General features: G+C 65.4%; 16 protein-coding genes. 2 read left to right on the top strand and 14 right to left on the bottom strand.

The features are described 5' to 3' along the window. On the top strand, positions 1-853 hold an 853-nt coding region (locus WBB14_RS06630; protein ID WP_424239127.1), incomplete at its 5' end, for a phospholipase A. Positions 854-876: 23 nt separating this feature from the next. Here the strand turns inward: WBB14_RS06630 and pdxK are convergent. From pdxK to WBB14_RS06660, 6 genes are all read right to left on the bottom strand, one after another. Next, entirely contained in the window at positions 877-1,710 is an 834-nt protein-coding gene (gene pdxK / locus WBB14_RS06635; protein ID WP_424239128.1) for a pyridoxine/pyridoxal/pyridoxamine kinase, read from the bottom strand. A gap of 35 nt (positions 1,711-1,745) precedes the next feature. After that, positions 1,746-2,108, bottom strand: coding sequence for a cupin domain-containing protein (locus WBB14_RS06640; RefSeq protein ID WP_424239129.1), 363 nt, complete (start codon positions 2,106-2,108; stop codon positions 1,746-1,748). A 44-nt stretch (positions 2,109-2,152) separates the two neighbouring features. Further along, complete coding sequence (locus tag WBB14_RS06645) at positions 2,153-2,707, bottom strand: helix-turn-helix domain-containing protein (RefSeq protein WP_424239130.1); 555 nt, start codon at positions 2,705-2,707, stop codon at positions 2,153-2,155. A gap of 93 nt (positions 2,708-2,800) precedes the next feature. After that, positions 2,801-3,583 (bottom strand): aldolase, encoded by a 783-nt coding sequence (locus WBB14_RS06650; protein ID WP_013395352.1) that lies wholly within the window; start codon positions 3,581-3,583, stop codon positions 2,801-2,803. 28 nt (positions 3,584-3,611) lie between these two features. Next, positions 3,612-4,253 (bottom strand): glutathione S-transferase family protein, encoded by a 642-nt coding sequence (locus WBB14_RS06655; protein WP_424239131.1) that lies wholly within the window; start codon positions 4,251-4,253, stop codon positions 3,612-3,614. 2 nt (positions 4,254-4,255) lie between these two features. Next, positions 4,256-5,221 (bottom strand): Bug family tripartite tricarboxylate transporter substrate binding protein, encoded by a 966-nt coding sequence (locus WBB14_RS06660; RefSeq protein ID WP_424239132.1) that lies wholly within the window; start codon positions 5,219-5,221, stop codon positions 4,256-4,258. 700 nt (positions 5,222-5,921) lie between these two features. Between WBB14_RS06660 and WBB14_RS06665 the strand changes: the two genes are divergently transcribed. After that, positions 5,922-6,875: a LysR family transcriptional regulator gene (locus WBB14_RS06665; protein ID WP_424239133.1), complete on the top strand. Its 954-nt coding sequence runs from the start codon at positions 5,922-5,924 to the stop codon at positions 6,873-6,875. A 12-nt stretch (positions 6,876-6,887) separates the two neighbouring features. Here the strand turns inward: WBB14_RS06665 and WBB14_RS06670 are convergent, their stop codons facing one another. From WBB14_RS06670 to WBB14_RS06705, 8 genes are all read right to left on the bottom strand, one after another. After that, positions 6,888-7,730 carry an ABC transporter permease gene (locus WBB14_RS06670; RefSeq protein WP_424239134.1) on the bottom strand — a complete coding sequence of 281 codons (843 nt, stop codon included), beginning with the start codon at positions 7,728-7,730 and terminating at the stop codon, positions 6,888-6,890. Between the two features lie 26 nt (positions 7,731-7,756). Continuing rightward, positions 7,757-9,007 carry an ABC transporter permease gene (locus WBB14_RS06675; protein WP_424239135.1) on the bottom strand — a complete coding sequence of 417 codons (1,251 nt, stop codon included), beginning with the start codon at positions 9,005-9,007 and terminating at the stop codon, positions 7,757-7,759. A 22-nt stretch (positions 9,008-9,029) separates the two neighbouring features. After that, entirely contained in the window at positions 9,030-10,067 is a 1,038-nt protein-coding gene (locus WBB14_RS06680) for an ABC transporter substrate-binding protein (protein ID WP_424239136.1), read from the bottom strand. Positions 10,068-10,098: 31 nt separating this feature from the next. Continuing rightward, on the bottom strand, positions 10,099-11,211 hold the full coding sequence (locus WBB14_RS06685) for an ABC transporter ATP-binding protein (protein WP_424239137.1): 1,113 nt from the start codon (positions 11,209-11,211) through the stop codon (positions 10,099-10,101). 59 nt (positions 11,212-11,270) lie between these two features. Next, entirely contained in the window at positions 11,271-12,683 is a 1,413-nt protein-coding gene (locus WBB14_RS06690; protein ID WP_424239164.1) for an aldehyde dehydrogenase family protein, read from the bottom strand. Positions 12,684-12,690: 7 nt separating this feature from the next. Beyond that, entirely contained in the window at positions 12,691-13,986 is a 1,296-nt protein-coding gene (locus WBB14_RS06695) for an aspartate aminotransferase family protein (protein ID WP_424239138.1), read from the bottom strand. Positions 13,987-14,104: 118 nt separating this feature from the next. Next, the gene (locus WBB14_RS06700) at positions 14,105-15,091 is read right to left on the bottom strand and encodes a Bug family tripartite tricarboxylate transporter substrate binding protein (RefSeq protein ID WP_424239139.1); all 987 of its coding nucleotides are present in this window, start codon (positions 15,089-15,091) and stop codon (positions 14,105-14,107) included. Positions 15,092-15,134: 43 nt separating this feature from the next. Then, a complete protein-coding gene (locus tag WBB14_RS06705) occupies positions 15,135-16,532 on the bottom strand; it encodes an amidase family protein (RefSeq protein ID WP_424239140.1) in 1,398 nt (465 codons plus the stop codon). Positions 16,533-17,289 lie beyond the last annotated feature (757 nt).

Below are 17,289 nucleotides of genomic sequence, written 5' to 3' on the forward strand. Positions count from 1 at the left end.
CGGCCCGGTAGTGGACGCAAGCAGTGGCGAGCCCGTGCCCGCCGCCGCCGTGGCCGCGGTCGGCGCTTCGCCCGAAGGCGGCCCCTCGCCCGACGCTTCCGCAGTGCCTACCGTGCAGCAGCAGAACGCCTTCGACCGCTTCCGCAGCTCGGTTTCCGAATACAAGCCGGTGTACTTCGACATCGGCACGCGCGGGCAGACCACCGCCCGCTTCCAGATCAGCGCCAAGTACCGCCTCTTCAGCCCCGCGGGCGACCGCCCGGCGACCTGGGACGAGAACTTCTACCTGGCGTACACGCAGACATCGCTGTGGGACCTGCAGGGCGATTCCATGCCCTTCATCGATACCACCTTCAATCCCAGCGCCTTCTGGCTGTCCGACAATATCTGGCAGTCCGCCAGCCAGAACTGGCGCTTCGGCATGAACACCGGCGTGGAGCATAATTCCAACGGCAAGGACGGCGCGGATTCGCGCTCGTTGAACGACGGCTATATCGAACCGCGCTTCCACTACCGCTTCGACGGCGGCAGCACGCTCACCTTCGCGCCGCGTGTCAAAGCCTATTTCGGCGTCGCCAGCGAGAACAGCGATTACGCCGACTACGCCGGCCGCGTCGACTGGCAATTGCGCTGGGCCCAGGACAACGGCGCCGTCGTCTCGGCCATGTACCGCCAGGGCGACCAGAAGCGCCGCACCACCCAGCTGGATTTCGCCTGGCCGCTGCAGCGCACCTGGCTGAACATGAACGGCTACCTGCATCTGCAGTACTTCAACGGCTACGGCGAAACGCTGCTGGGCTACAACCAGCGCAACGAATCGCAGTTCCGCGTCGGCCTGTCGCTGGTGCCTTAAACCCGCCTATCCGTCAGGGCGCCCTAGCCTTCCATCGCCAGTTCTTCCCAGCCCAGTTCGCGGGTGCGCTCCAGCGCCACCGTGACCTGGGCGGCGGCCGAACGCACCGCCTCGATCAGGTTCAGTCCAGTCAGCAGCCGCGCCGTCACGCTGGCCATGAACACGTCGCCGGTGCCATGCACCGAGGGCGGTATCGCGATCTCCGGATGCGTCACCACGGTGGCCTGATCCCGCGTCACCACCGCCAGCTGCAAGGTGCCGGCCGCCGCGGCCATGGGCGCAGCGCTGGTCACCACGATCCAGTCCGGACCGCGCGCAATCAGTTCGCGCGCCGCGGCCACCACTTCGTCGATCGATGACAAGGCGCGCCCCGCCAGCAACTCCAGCTCGAAGTGGTTCGGCGTCATGCCGTTGGCCAGCGGCACCAGCAGGTCGCGGTATTGCTCGACCAGTCCTTCGTTCACGTACAGGCCGTCGTTGCGGTCGCCCATGACGGGATCGATATGGACCTTCACGTCCGACCGCGAGGCGCGCAGCGCCGCTAGCCAATCAGCAAGCAGCCCGGCCTGCCCCGGCTGGCCCAGGTAGCCGCACACCACCGCGCGCGCCGTCCTGCTGACGCCGCGTTCGTCCAGGCCCTGCAACAGCCCTTCGAACCAGTCCAGCGGCACCGCGCCGCCGTGCAAGGTCGGATAGTGCGGCGTGTTGCTGAGAATGACGGTGGGCACCGCGATCGCGCGCAGGCCCGCCTTGCGGAAGACCGGCATGGCGGCGTTATTGCCGACGCAGCCATACACGACCTGGGATTGGACGGAAACGATATCCACCTGCGCGGTAACGGCGGGAATTGCGCTCATGGGGCTGGCTCCTGGCTGCCGCGGTGCACGCGGCGCTACATGCGGGTGATGAAATAGATTTTCTTGACGAACTGGTCCACTTCCCAGCGGCCGGTATAGCCCTCGGGCATGACGAAGGCTTCGCCCAGCGTCAGTTCGTGCACGGTGCCGTCCGGATCGACCAGGCGCGCCGCACCTTCGACGATGTAGCCGAACTCGATGTAACCGGTGGTGTTGGACTGGAACACGCCAGCCGTGCTTTCCCAGACGCCGGCCTCTGCCTTGCCGCCATTGCCTTCGAAAGCGGTCACGGTGCGGAACGCCGCGTCGCCCGAGATCGGACGGCGCGGCTTGCCGGGCACCGGATTCTTCATGGGGCCGGCGTCGATGCGGACGAGCCGCGATTGATCATGCTTCATGGCAGTTCCTGTATGCGGATAAGGTGACGATCACGGCGGCGCGCTCAGTGCGCGGCCACCACCAGCACTTCGGCCATGGCCCGGCTGACGGTGCGCATGCGGTGCGGCAGTTCGGAATCGAAATAGACGGAATCCCCGGTCTCCAGGCGGAACTGGCGTTCGCCCACGTGGACCTCGATGGCGCCCTTGAGCACCAGCAGGAATTCCTCGCCGGGGTGCGGAAACACCGCGGTCGCATCGGGGAAATCGCGCGGCGGATGCACCACGAAAGGCTCCATCGCCTTGACCTTGCGGCGGCCGGCCAGCGATTCGTAGTGGTATTCGCTGCCCAGCCCCCGGCGCTGCAAGGCCTCGCGGTCCGCCACCCGCACCACGCTGATCACTTCCTCCTGCGCGGCATCGTCCGTGCCCACCAGTTCCGACACGCCCAGGCCATAGGCTTCCGCCAGCCGCAGCACGGTGGAAATGGAGGGCTCGCTCAGGCCCCGCTCCAGTTTGGAGAGGTAGCTCTTGGTCAATCCGGTGCGCTGCGCCAGCTGTTCCAGGGACAGGGTTTGCTGGCGGCGCAGGGCGCGCAGACGGTGCGGCAGGTCTATCATCGGCGGGGTTGCGGAAATACGGTCGCGGAATGCGACCGGTAAGCATGCCCTAATCCGGCCCTGCCGTCGAGCCGGCTCCGCCAGCAGCCGCCATCAGGCCAGCACGTCGGGATGCGCCCGCAGCGCGCGCCGCGCATAGTACGAGAACCCGACCTGCGAGCGCTTGGGCGTCAGGATCCAGTCATGCGCCTCGCGGCCCAGCGCCGGCGGAATGGGCTGGATCTTGCCGGCGGCCATGGCCAGCAGCTGCATGCGGGCGGCGCGCTCGAACTGCAGGGCCAGCACGCAAGCCTCTTCCACCGAGCCCGCCGCGATCAGCATGCCATGGTGCGACAGCAGGATGGCGCGCTTGGAACCCAGCGCCGCCGAAATGATCTCGCCTTCCTCGTTGCCCACCGGCACGCCAGGCCAATCCTTCAGAAAGGCCACGTCGTCATACAGCGTGCAGTTGTCCATGTGCGAGACTTCCAGCGGCACCTCCAGCATCGACAGCGACGCGACATGCAGCGGATGCGTGTGGATGATGCAGTTCACGTCCGGACGCGCGCGGTAGACCCAGGAGTGGAAACGGTTGGCCGGATTCGGCATGCCGCCGCCTTCCTGCACGCGCAGGTCCTCGTCCACCAGCAGCAGGTTGCTGGCGGTGATCTCGTCAAAGCCCAGCCCCAGGCGCTGGGTGAAGTACCGGTTCGGCTCCGGCGCGCGCGCCGTGATCTGCCCGGCCAGGCCGGAATCATGCCCGCCGTCGAACAGGATGCGGCAGGTCAGGGCCAGGCGTTCGCGCAGGCTCCATTCCGGCGTCTCGAACTGGCGCTGCATTTCGGCTTTCGCCCGCGCGATCAGTTCATCCTTGCCCAGATGCATCGTATCGGCCATTGTCCTCACTCCTAAGTTTGTGTCTGCGTCATGCCGCTGCGATCAGCGGCGTAAAGCCGGGCAAGGCGCGCATGCGCGCCAGCCAGGCGTCGATATGGGGAAAGCCGGACAGGTCGTAACCGCCCTCGGCCGCCATGCTCGTGTACGGGAACAGCGCGATATCCGCGATGGTCGGCGCGGATCCCACCAGATAGCTGCGGCCCGCCAGATGCGCGTCCATCAGCGCCGCCGCCTTCATGCCGATCTCGCGCCAGGCCCGCATGGCTGGATCGTCCACCTGCGCCGTGCGGCGCAAGTGGATCAGCAGCCGAGGCTGCGCAAAGGCATGCATGTGCTGGGTCTGCTCGAAGCTGAGCCAGCTGCTGACTTGCGACTGCTCCAGGCGGCCGGCGGGCAGCCACGGCGTGCCCAGCCCCAGGTACCAGAGGATGGCCTGCGACTCGGCCAGCCACTCACCCTCCGGCGTCAGCAGGGCCGGCACCTGGCGCCATGGATTGATGCGCGCGAACGCCTCCGTCTCCAGGTCGCCCTGCACGATGTCGAAGGTGCGCCGCGTGATCGGCAGCCCCATATAGCCGCAGGCCAGCCGGATCTTCCAGGCATTGCCCGAACGCAGCGTGTCGGCCAGTTCCAGCGGCTTGCCCGCCAGCGGATGCGGAGTCTGGTTCATCGTCAATCCATCTTGATGTTGGCGCGCTTCACGATCTCGGTCCACTTGGCCTTCTCGCCGGCGATGAAGCGCTGGTACTCATCCGGCTTGCCCGTGTACAGCTGCGTCCCCTGGGACGCAAGCCGCTCCTTCAGTTCCGGCGACGCCAAGGTCTTTTGCAGCGCGGCGTTCAGCTTTTCCAACACTTCAGGCGGCGTGCCCGCGGGCGCGAAGAACGCATTCCACGAACTGATCTGCAGGGCCGCGTCACCTACCTCGTTGCTGGCGGGCACATCGGGCGCGGAAGGCAGCCGCTTGTCGGCGGCCACCGCCAGCGGGCGCAGCTTGCCGGACGCAGCGTGCGGCATGATCACCGGACTGGCGTCCATCACCACGTCGACCTGCGCGCCGATGGCGGCGTTCACCGCTTCGCTGCCGCTCTTGAACGGCACATGCACGATATCGACGCCCGCCGTCAGCTTCAACAATTCCAAGCCCAGGTGCGGCGAACTCGCGTTGCCGGCCGAACCGAAATTCAACTTGGCCGGGTTGGCCTTGGCGTAGGCCACGAACTCGCTGAAGGTCTTCGCCGGCACGCCTTCCCGGATCGCCAGCAAGTACGGCGATCCCGACACCATGCCCACCGGCGCGAACTTGTCGGCGTCATAGCTGAGCTTGCTGTAGATCAGCGGGTTGACCACCTGCGTGCCCACCGTGCCCATGAAGATCGTATAACCGTCGGCCGGCGCGGTCGCCGCCACCTGCGCCGCGATTACCCCGCCTGCGCCCGGCCGGTTCTCGATCACGATACCCTGCCCCAGCGCGTCGCCCATGCCCTTGCCGACCTGGCGCGCCACGATGTCCGTGATCCCGCCCGCGCCGAAAGGCACTACCAGCCGAATCGGCCGGTCCGGATAAGCCGCCTGGGCGCCATTGCCCGCCATGGCCGCCGCCAACGCCAGCGCGCCGGCAATTCCCGAAATCTTCATGTCATCCCCCTACGGGCGCCGCCTATCGGCACCATCATGACACGAAGTGTCCTATAGGAGATTGATTTTCCGCAAGGAAAACAGATTCAGGGAAAACCCTGAGCAGCAGGAATAAAGTTCGCCTTTTTTGTTGAAGTTCGCCTTTTGGATTTGGTGGGCAACACCTGCTATTTCGCGGGCATCTTCTCTTATTCTTTGCGGATGGACGGCCTGCAGGCTGAAGAAAGGCGAACTTTGCAATAAACGCGATTAAATAGGGGCGACAGTCCAAGCCGGCAGCTTTGAGGCATGCCCGTACGGGCATTGGAGAAGAGACAAGGGCGTCTCGAGCACTCGGCTATAAGTTGGGAGTTGTAAGAGAAGAAAGCCGTGCCTTGTATGGAAGGCCCCGGGGGCCCTGTGGTCAGTGGCCGCTTGCCGGCCAGGAGCGGACGTTATCGCAAAGCAGCCCCGCTCAATTGGCCGTGCACCTTCGGCAAAGCCACCTATTGAGGGGGCACCATTAAGTGTATGGCAGCACGCGACGAAGGCGGGGCAACGCTGGGGCCCATCCTTGGGATACAAACGAGCCCTTTCGTGTGCCTTAGCGGAAATACTAGGGAAAACGCTCGTCAGTAAGCGTCCGGCCGCGACGCGATTCTTCATACAATCAAGCCCTGCCCTGGCCCCGGCCCACTGCGTCGCAGCTTGTCGAAATCCTATGAATGACCGTCCCGCCGACACACCCGCCTCGGCCCCTTCACGCAGCCTGGCGGCGCGCCTGGATCTGATGACTTTGCGCCTCTTCGTGGGCGTCGTTGAACACGGCGGCATCGCCCGCGCGGCTCAGGCCGAGTTCATTGCCACCTCGGCAGTCAGCAAACGCATCCACGATCTCGAAGCCATGCTGCGCACGCCCCTGCTTGTGCGCCAGCGGCAAGGCGTCGTGCCCACCGAGGCCGGCCAGGCCTTGCTGCGCCATGCGCGCCGCCTGCTGCGGGCCATGGCCGAGATGGAAGACGAGCTGGGCAGCTACGCCGAGGGCGAACGCGGCCAGGTCCGGCTCATGGTCAGCGAATCCACACTGACGGACTTCTTCCCGGGCATCGTCAAGAACTTCTCGGAGCAGTATCCCAAGATCTTCATCGATCTGGTCGGCGGACTCAGCCCCAGCATTCAGCGCGCGGTAGCCGAAGAATCCGCCGATATCGGCGTGCTGCTGGGCACCGTGACGGAACCCGGCCTGCAGGTCTTCCCCTGTCGCTACCGCGATCTGCTGGTAGTCGTGGTCAACCCCCAGCATCCGCTGGCGGAGGCCGGCAGCGTGCGTCTCTCACAGCTGGCCGGACATGCCGTGATCGAGCAGGAACCCAACAGCTTTGTGCAGCAGTTACTGCGCACCGAGGCCGCCAAGATCGGCGTGCCGCTGCAGGCGCGCATCCGCGTGGCCGGCTTCGAGGCCGTCTGCAACATGGCCGCCGAAGGCCTGGGCGTGGGCGTGGTGCCGCTGGGCTTCGCGCGGCGCATGGCCGCGCGCCAGCCCCTGTCCATCGTAGAGCTGGACGAGCCCTGGTCGCACCGCGAATACAAGGTCTGCATCAAGCAGAAAGAGCGGCAGCCCAAGGCCGTCGAGCTACTGGTGTCCTATTTGGCTCGCGGCGGCCCACAAGCCTGACGCCGGGGCGTATCAGGCCTGCTGGCCCTCCATTCCGCTGGCGTTCATGCGCTTGGCGCGGTGCTTCAGATATTCCACCGCCGAGAGCAGAAGTACGGACAGGATCACCAATATCGTGGCCGCCGCCGCGATCGTCGGGTTGATTTCCTCGCGCACCCCATTGAACATCTGCAGCGGAATCGTGCGCTGCTTGGGGCCGGCGAGAAAGATCGCCATGACGATGTCATCGAAGGACACTGCGAACGCGAACAGCGCGCCCGATATCACGCCCGGGGCGATGAGCGGCAGCATGATGCGGCGAAAGGCCAGCACTGGCGGCGCTCCCGAACTGGCCGCCGCTCGCATCAGGTTCATGTCGAAGCCCTCCAGCGTGGCAGCAACCGTCACCACCACGAAAGGAACGGCCAGCACCGTGTGCGACAGCACCAGCCCCGCCAGGCTGTTGTTCAGCCCGATGGGCGCATAAAGGAAATACAGCCCGGTCGCGCTGATCACCACGGGCACGATGACTGGCGAAGTGATGAACATCTGCATTGCCGTCCTGAGCTTGCCCGGCAGGCGCTGCATGCCGATGGCCGCCATCGTCCCCAGGCTAGTGGCCAGCGCCGTGGTGATGACCGCTATCAGGAAGCTGTTGCGTATCGCCGTCATCCAGTTTTCCGAGGCGAATAGCTGGCGATACCAGCGCAGCGACACGCCCTCCAGCGGAAACGTCAGGAAAGACCCGCCATTGAACGAAAGCGGAATGATGACCAGCACTGGAACGATGAGAAACAGGAGAATGGCGGCGCAGGCCACCCTCAGGCCCAGCCGGCAGCCGGTATCCAGGGGACTGGTGCTCTGGAACGTATCCATGTGAAATCTCCAATACGCGCGCCGCGTCAGCGCGCGGCGCGCTGACGGGTTCGGGTCCAGGCCAGCGCGGCCAGCACGATGCAGGTGATGAACAGCAACAGGCCTCCCAGCGCCGCGCCCATGGACCAATTGGCCGTTTCGGTAATGAAGTGCGCGATGAAGTAGCCGATCATCTGGTCGCCCGCACCGCCGATCAGCGCCGGCGTGATGTAAAAGCCGATAGCCGTCACGAACACAAGCAGGCAGCCGCTCACCACGCCCGGCAGAGTCTGCGGGAAGTACACCCGCCAGAAAGCCGCCAGCGGGCTCGCGCCCAGCGAAGCCGCGGCACGCACGGTGTCCTTGCGTATCCCCGTCATCAGGCTGTAGATAGGCAGAATCATGAAAGGCAGCAGAACGTGCACCAGCGCGATGTACGTACCTGTGCGGTTGAACACCAGCGTCAGCGGATGGTCGATCAGGCCCAGCCACTGCAGCAGGTTGTTCACCACGCCGTCGCGCTGCAGCAGCACCACCCAGGCGGAGGTGCGCACCAGCAGCGCCGTCCAGAATGGAATCAGCACCGCCAGCATCATTACGCTGGCCAGACGCGGCCGGGCGCCTGCCAGCAAGTACGCCACCGGATAGCCCAGCACCAGGCAACACAGCGTAACCACGAAGCTGATGCCGAAGGTGCGCTGAAACACGGTCAGGAACACCGCCTCGCTCTGCGGCACCCGCTCGATGGCGCCGTCACCCGTGCGATGCAGGTCCAGCGCGCCAAGCAGGTACATCCCCGACAGCGGCCCGCTGGCCCGCTGAATGGCCTGCCAGACCTCTGGACTGCTCCACTGATCCGAAATGCCTGCCAGGATCTGCGAGGCCTCGCCGGACTGGGCCTGGGCGAGGCGCCGGGCCGTGGTCATGACCAGGCTGCGATAACCGCTGACGTCCTGGTTGAGGCGATTGGCGATCACGTTCAAGGCCGGCGTGCCCCGGGCAGCGCGCAAGTCGTCCACCCACGCGCGGGCGGCGGCCTCGGGCACGGGCGTGCCCGCCTCCCAATGCGCCAACGCCGACACCACGCCAGGCGCGGCGCGCGCGAACTCGCGATCATCGACGCTCATCTTCAGGATCAGGAAGATGGGCAGCACGAAGTTCACCAACAAAAACAGCAGGAGCGGCGCGACCAGCCCGAAGGCCAGCCAGTGGCGGCGGCGCTCGGCGCGGCGCAGGCTTTGGCGCAAAGCCTGCTCCTCCACGCCCGGCGCGCCCCGCAAGACGGCGGCGGTTTGCATGATGTTCCCCTCGGGCCTGGCCCTACTGCGAGGCCCAGGCGTTGAAGCGCTGCGTCAGCTTCTCGATGTTCTCCACCCAGAACTCCGCCTCCAGCGCCACGGCGGCCGACTGGTTGACCGGATTGGTGGGCAGATCCTTCAGCACGTCGGCATCGACCAGGGTGTTGGCGCGGATATTGGTGATGCCCTGGTTGCCCAGCGCGGGATACGCCTTCTGGATATCGGACGAGGTCGCGTAGGCCAGATAGCGGGTCGCCTCCTCCTTGTGCTTGCTGCCCTTAAGCACCACGTAATAATCAATGGCGTAGATGCTGCCCGGCCAGACCACCTTGAAATTGGTCTTCTCGGCGCGGTTGGCCGAAATGGCGCGGCTGACATAGATGGCGCCCATGGCGACATCGCCCGCCGCGATCAGCTGCGGCCCTTGCGCGCCGGCGCTCCACCAGACGATGCTCGACTTGATTTCGTCCAGCTTGCGAAAGGCCCGGTCCACGCCCTGCGGGGTGGCAAGCACCTTGTAGACCTGATCGCGCGGCACGCCATCGGCCAGCAGCGCGAACTCCAGCGTGTACTTCGGTCCCTTGCGCATGGCGCGCTTGCCCGGGAATTTCTTCAGGTCCCAGAAGTCCGCCCAGCCACGCGGGCCCTCCTTCAGGCGATTGCCGTCATAAGCCAGTCCGGTGGTCCACACCACGGCGCCAACGCCACAATCGGTGGCGGCGCCCGGAATGTAATCTTCGCGCTTGCCAATGCGGGCCCAGTCCAGCGGCTCGAACAGGCCTTCGTCGCAGCCCAGCACCATCTCGTCGGCCTCGACCTGGACCACGTCCCAGTTGGCGTTGCCGCCCTGCACCTTGGTGCGCAAAATGCCCAGGCCGCCCGACCAGGAATCCTCGGTGATCTTGATGCCGGTCTTGGCCGAGAAGGGTTCGTAGAAAACCTTTTTCTGCGCGGCTTGGGAGCTGCCGCCCCAGGCCGTGATGTTCAGCTCCTGCGCCTGCGCTTGCGCGCCCAGGGCCAGCGCGGTCGCAAGCGCCGCGATGTACTTTCCTGCATTCATTTTTTTCCCCTTGTGGTCTTGGAGTGATGCGTCAGGATGCCCGCGTAGCGGGAAAGGCAAAACAATCATCGGATTTCCAGCCTACCCGCAGCGCGTCGCCGGGGCGTGTCTGGCCAAGCGGCGTGGCGTCGGGCACCTTGCACATCATGGTTCCGCCGCCGGCCAACCGGAACACGGCGCGCAGATGGTCGCCGTGGTACATGTACTGCTCGAGCTTCACCTCCAGCTCGTTGTCGCACGCGCCGGGTTGCGGCATGAGGCTGATCTTCTCCGGCCGCACCGACACGACGCTCGCCCCGCCTGCCGCAAACGCCCCGGCATGGCGCGCGCGCAGCGTGGCGCCGCAGGCGCTGCGGTGCGCCGACAGACCGGCTGTTGTCTCCAACACGGTGCCCTCTATCAAGTTGTTTTCGCCGATGAAGCTGGCCACGAAGGCGCTGGCGGGCCGTTCATAAAGGTCGGCGGGCGATGCCAGTTGCTGGATGCGCCCCTCATCGAAAACGGCGATGCGATCCGACATGGTCAGGGCTTCCGACTGGTCATGCGTCACGTAGATGATGGTCACCCCAAGTTCCGCGTGAATTCGCTTGATCTCGTACTGCAGCTTCTCGCGCAGATATTTGTCGAGCGCGCCCAAGGGCTCGTCCATGAGCACCAGAACCGGATCGAAGATCAGGGCCCGCGCCAGCGCCACGCGCTGCTGCTGTCCGCCGGAGAGCTGAGCGGGGCGGCGATCGGCGTAGGCGCCCAGGCGCACCATCCCCAGGGCGCGGTCTACCCGGGCCTTTATGTCGCTGCGCGCGTACTTGCGCACGGTCAGGGGAAATGCCAGGTTCTCGGCCACGCTCATGTGGGGGAACAAGGCGTAGTTCTGGAATACGACGCCGATATTGCGCTTGTGGGGCGCCGTGTACGTCACCGGCTTGTCGGCGATGAGGATATCGCCCGATGTAGGCGTCTCAAAGCCCGCCAGCATCATCAGGGAGGTGGTCTTGCCCGAACCCGAGGGGCCGAGGAAGGTGAGGAACTCATTCTTTCTGACGGTCAAGTCCAGGTCCCTAACCGAATAGCTCCGGCCGTCGTAGGTCTTGGACACGCCGCGGAATTCAACATGGCTGACGCCGCGCGCTGCTTCGGACAACATGTGTGCTCCTTTCAAAGAAGGCGGACGCCACCCGGACGTCCGCCCACACAGCGCCGCGATCAGAAGGCAATCGTCACCAGGCGCTCTTCCATCATCTCGCGCACAGCGTAGCGCGGACCTTCCCGGCCAAAGCCGCTGTCCTTCACGCCGCCGAACGGCATGACATCTACGCGCGAACTGGAAGTCTCATTGATATGGACGCCGCCGAACTGCAGATTCAGTCCGGCCTGCATGGCCACCGAGAGGTCCCGCGTGAACAGGCCGGCGGCCAGGCCGTACGGCGTGTCGTTGGCACGCTCGTACGCCTCTTCGACGGTATCGACGGGAATGGCCACGATGATCGGGGCGAACACCTCTTCGCATACCACCCGCGCATCCGGCGGCGCATCCGCCAGGATGGTCGGAGCGAACACGGCACGCTCGCGCTTGCCGCCCACCAGCACGCGGGCGCCTCCCTGCACGGCCTCGGCCAACCACTGCTCCGCGCGTTCAGCCTGCTGCACGGTAATCATCGGGCCCACGACCGTTTCCGGCTTGCGGGGATCGCCGTAGGGCACCTTGCGGGTCGCCTCGACAAGCTTTGCCAGAAAGGCTTCATAGATGGCGCGCTGTATCAGCACGCGCTGCACCGAAGTGCAGACCTGCCCAGCTTTGCGAAAGCCCGCGGCCACGATCTTGCCCACCGCCAGCGACTGATCCGCATCGGCCAGCACGATGGTGCTGGCGATGCTGCCCAGCTCCAGCTGGGTGCCGCGCAGGCCGGCAGCCTGCTGGATCTCGCGGCCCACCCGCGTGCTCCCCGTAAAGGTATAGAACTGGATGCGGCTGTCATCCAGCAGGGCGCGCCCGATGGCCGCGCCCGGACCATGCAGCAGGCTGATGCACTCCGCCGGCAAGCCGGCGTCGATCAGGATCTGGCACAGCGCCACGGCGCTCAGGGGCGTGAGCTCCGAAGGCTTGAGCACCACGACGTTGCCGCCGGCCAGGGCCGGCGCCACCTTGTGGGCCACCACGTTCAGGGGCGAGTTGTAAGGCGTGATCGCGCAGACCACGCCGCGCGGCACCAACACCGTGTAGCCCATCCGGTTCTTCAGGCCCGGGGTGGCTTCCATCGGCACGATGTCGCCCACCAACCGGCGAGCCTCTTCCGCCGAGAGCTGCAAGGTCTGCACGCAACGGCGTATCTCGTTCTTGCCGTCGCCGCGCGGAAAGCCTGTCTCAGATACCAGCGTGTCCAGCAGCTTGTCCTTGCGCTCCTGCATCAGCTCAGCCGCTCGCATCAGAATGCGATAGCGCTCGTCCGGCGACAGGCGGATGCGGCGGGCGGCATCCGCGGCCGCGCCCACGGCTTCGTCCACCTGGCGCGCCGACGCGACCGCCATCTCGCCATACGGCTGGCCGCTATAGCAGTCGGTCAGGACTTCGGAATGGTCGCCGGCAACCCATTGTCCGGCTATCAACAGCTTCGACATCATGCCCTCACACGCGGCCCAGGGCCGCAAAGGTTTCGTCAAAAATACGCAGCGCGTGGTCCACCTGCTCGCGAGTGATCACCAGCGGCGGCGTGATGCGCAGGGTCGAGGCGTACGTTCCCGTGGTCGATATCAGCAGCTTCCTCTCGCGCAGGGCCGCATGCATTGCCTTGACCAGCTCGGGGTACGGCTCGCGCGTTTCGCGGTTCTTCACCAGTTCCACGCCGATCATCAGGCCTATGCCGCGCACGTCGCCGATGACGTCGTACTTGCTGGCCAGGCGCTTGAATCCTTCCAGGAAGTACTCGCCGCAGACGCCCGCGTTGTCCGCCAATCTTTCCTCCTCGAGGATGTCCAGTACCGCGTGCCCAGCCGCCATCCCAATCTGGTTGTTCGAACCGAAGGTCGTGAAATGATCGCCCTCCTGGAAGGCCGTTCCCAAGGTCTCGGTTGCCATGAAGCCGCCGATCGGCACGCCGCCGCCGATGGCCTTGGCGAAAGTCACGATATCGGGCTGCACGTCCCAGTGCTGATAGCCGAAGGTCTTGCCCGTGCGGCCCCAGCCGGCAAAGACTTCGTCGATGATGAGCGTGATGCCGTGCTTGCGGCAGATGTCCTGCACGCGCGGCCAGTACTGCTTGGGCGGGGTGAGAACGCCGCCGACGCAAAGAATGGACTCCGAGATCAGCACGGCCGGCGCCGACTGCATGCGCACCTTGATCGCATCCTCGATCGCGTCGGCGCATTTCAGGCCGCAGCCGCCATCATTGTTCTTGTTATGCGAGGAATACGGGCAGCGATAGCAATACGGCGCGCTCACGTGCACGACGCCCGGCAAGGCGGCGTAGGGGCCAAAGCCGTTTTTGCGCGCCGCGTTGCCCGTCAGGCTCAGGGCCAGCGACGTCCGGCCATGGAAGCTGTGTTCCATCGCAATGACACCGTAGCCCTTCTTGCCGGTATTGGCCGCGTGCTTGAAGGCCAGCTTGATCGCGCCGTCATTCGATTCCGCGCCGCTGTTGGTGAAGAACACCCGCGACAGGCGTCCATCGCTTTCGCGGGTGATGCGGGCAGCGAGCTCGGAAGTCACGCGGCTGTGATTGCGGCCCGGGCCTTGCAGCAGCCGGGTTGCCTGATCCTGAATGGCCTTCACCACCTTGGGGTGGCAATGGCCCACGGAGTTCACGCCAGGGCCGGCCTCCAGGTCGAGGTAGGTGGTGCCGGCCTCGTCCACGACTTCGCAAGCGGAGCCGCTCACGATGACCGGTTCAACCAGGCTGGAGCCCGGAATCAGATGCGTGTCCAACGCGGCGCCCGTAGACCCGCTCGATGTGTGTTGTGCCATGATGAATAAGTAGAGACAGACAAGTAGGAGCGGAACAGCCGCAGCACCGGGCAGCGCGCTCGCCGCCATGGGAAGTCGATCAGTTGATGTCCAGGTTGGCGTTTTTCACCGCCTCGCCCCAGCGCTTGAAGTCCTGCGCGTAGCGTTCGCTGGCCTGTACCACGGATTGCGGCTCGAAAAGCTCGATGCCCGCGGTCCTGGACTTCTCGGCCAACTCTGGATTGCTGAGCAATGGCATGACTGCGGCGTTCAACTTCTGCACGATGGCGTCCGGCGTGCCGGCGGGGAACGCAAACATCGTCCAGGTGCCTACCTCGAAGCCCGGATAAGTCGCGGCAATGGTCGGCGCGTCGGGCGTTTCCTTGTACGCATCGGCGCCGCCAGTCGCCAGGACGCGCAGCTTGCCGTCGCGGATCAGCGGCAGGAGCGGCGCGGGGCTGTCGAACATGAGTTGCACGCGCCCGCCGATCAGGTCGGTCAGCGCCGGGCCCGAGCCCTTGTACGGCACGTGCGAGTAGTGCGTGCCCGTGCGGCTCTTGAACAGTTCCATCGCCAGGTGATTCGTCGTGCCGTTGCCGATAGAGGCGTAGTTCAGCGGCGTCTGCGGATCCTGGCCGGCATTGATGACATCGGCCAGGGTCTTGTAGGGCGAATCGGCCGCCACCACCAGCAACAGGGGCGCGCGGCCGACCATGGCCACCGGCGCGAAATCACTCAGGGGCTTGGACTTGAGTTCCTTGTAGATATGCGGCCCGATTGCAAAAGGACCGGTCGACGTAAACAGCACCGTCTCGCCTTCCTTGCCCGAGCGCGCCACCAGATCGATGGCAATGGTGCCGCCCGCGCCGGGACGGTTTTCTACCACGAAGGGCTGACCCAGCGCCCGCTCAAGGTCACTGGCCATCAGACGCGCGCTGATGTCGGTCGAATTCCCCGGCGGGAAGCCCACCAGAATGCGGATCGGCTTGTTCGGCCATGACGTCGCGTCGGCGGCCGCCGCACAGAAGCTCGCGCTCGCGATGGCGAACGCCAGGGCCAGGGCCAGGCGGCCCATTGCATGAATCATTTATTTCCCCTGGATTTTGTGATTACGAAAAAAACTTCGATAGCTAGAAAGCCGGATCTACGACGCGTGGTCTGAATCCGTCGGCCTCGATATCGGCGGCCGCATCCAGGCACAGGTCCTCGCGGAAACGGCCGGCGACCACCTGCACGCCCACCGGGACGCCGTCCTCCACGCCCGTCGCGACGGACACTCCTGGCACGCCGACGAACGCCGTTCCCATCAGCGGGATCTGCGCCTCCCAAACGCGCCGGTAGCCGGCCTCGCCCTGCATGTCCAACTCATCGGGAAACGGCAGCTCTCCTGACACCGGCATCAGCAGCACCGGGTAGTTCTCGAAGAAAAGCTGCCACGCGCGCAACATCGTCATGCGCCGTGTCAGGGCGTCCGACAAGGTGGTGGCGTCCATGCCGGCGACCAGCTCGCGCTGTCCCGCCAGGGCCGCCAGCGCCGCCGGGTCCTCTTCCTTCAAAGCTTTGGCCCAACGGCTGTCAAAGCCGTCGCCCATCCACAGGTACACGTGTTCAATAGCGGCCTCGCGCAAGGGAGGCACGTCGTCCACGCGGCTCACTTTCCAGCCGCGGCCGCGCAGGCGCTGCGCGGCCTCTTCCAGCGCGCTCACCACGCGCGGGTCCGTGTTCATGCCTGCCGGATGCGTGCACAGTGCCGCATGGCGAGGCGCATCGGGTCCGCGCAAGGGCGCCGGTACCCAAACCGGATCGCGCGCGTCGCCCTGCGCCATGACCTCCAGCGCCAGCCGGAGATCGGCCACGCTGCGCGCGATGGGACCGGACACCGACATGAACTGCTGACCGATGGCGCGCACCGGCCAACTCGCATTGAAGTAGCTGATCCGTCCCGGCGTCGGCCGCAGGCCGTGCACGCCACAGGCATAGGCGGGATAGCGCACGGAACCGGCGATATCGGTCCCGTGACCGATAGCGCCCAGGCCCGCCGCCACCGCCGCGCTGGCCCCTCCCGATGATCCGCCTGGCGTCAACGCCGCGTGATGCGGATTGCGCGTCGCACCGTACAGGCTATTGCTCGTGAACCAGCGCAGTGAGAACGCGGGCGTATTGGTACGGCCCAGGGACACCGCCCCCGCCGCCTTGAAATGCGACACCAGCGGGTTGTCTTCCGTGGCGACCTGATCGCGCTGCAGGCGCAAACCGTTCGTGGTCGCGAAGCCCGCCTCGTCCGCCACGACCTTGATCGTCACCGGCACGCCGGCCAAGACCCCTGCATCGTGTCCCGCGGCCCGCTCAGCGTCCACCGCGCGCGCCGCCGCCACCACCCGCTCCGCCTGATAATCCACGATCGCATTGAGCGCCGGGTTCACCGATTGCAAACGCGCAAGCACGTCATGAGCCACTTCTTCGGCGCTGAACTCTCCCGACCGAACGCCCGCTGCGATCTCCGTGGCGCCAAGCTCCCAATAATTCATTACACGCTTTCCATCTGGCGGCCGATTCCGAGAAACCGCCCCCAATTCGTGGTAGCGCCCATTGCGCCAGCCGTTGGGTCATATTACGAAGGAATCTGCTCGCTCCAAAAGCCGTGATTGGAGAAGCTGAGTTATCGAAAGGAGAAGGCTCGCCACCCTTTCGCAGGGAATTCAGCGTACCAAAAACTCAGGACAACCTAAGAACGGGAATATGCCGGTGGCTGAGCCCAAAGCTATGCGATTACGCAGCCGACTTTCTTTTTGAGAATTGACGCTGGCGTTGATTAGGCGAGACGTCCGCTTCGGGTCGGGAGCGGTCTGTCATCAAGGACGGCTCCCGGCCAAAAGCAGCCGGCCGGAGATGCGATGCTATCGGTCGGAAATCGTGATCCCAGGTCATGATCCGCAAGTGCCGAAGTGCTTTTCACCGTTCAGTAAGGAAACTGAAGGAAGGATTGCAAGACGGGCCGCACACCCGCAATCGATAGCCCCACTCTCTGTCAGCGCGCAACTCGGGATGCCCTTCAAGCACCGAGTTGCTGAATCTCCGCGTTGAGCCAAGCGCGAAGTCACCGCCAGAACCCGGACCGCGCCCGCCTTCACCTGTGCCGAAGCAAGCTCCCAGCCTCCGTATGTCGAATCGAGATCCCCTGCCAACGTACCCAGCTCATCTGCTGGGCTACCAGCCTCGCCAACGTGCCAGGCTCTCCGCCCTCAGGCGAGGGTGAGATAGGCAGGTCTCGCCTTGCGCCCCGAG

It is taken from the genome of Achromobacter sp. (genome assembly GCF_049647645.1).
In the GTDB taxonomy this organism is placed as follows: Bacteria; Pseudomonadota; Gammaproteobacteria; order Burkholderiales; family Burkholderiaceae_B; genus Achromobacter.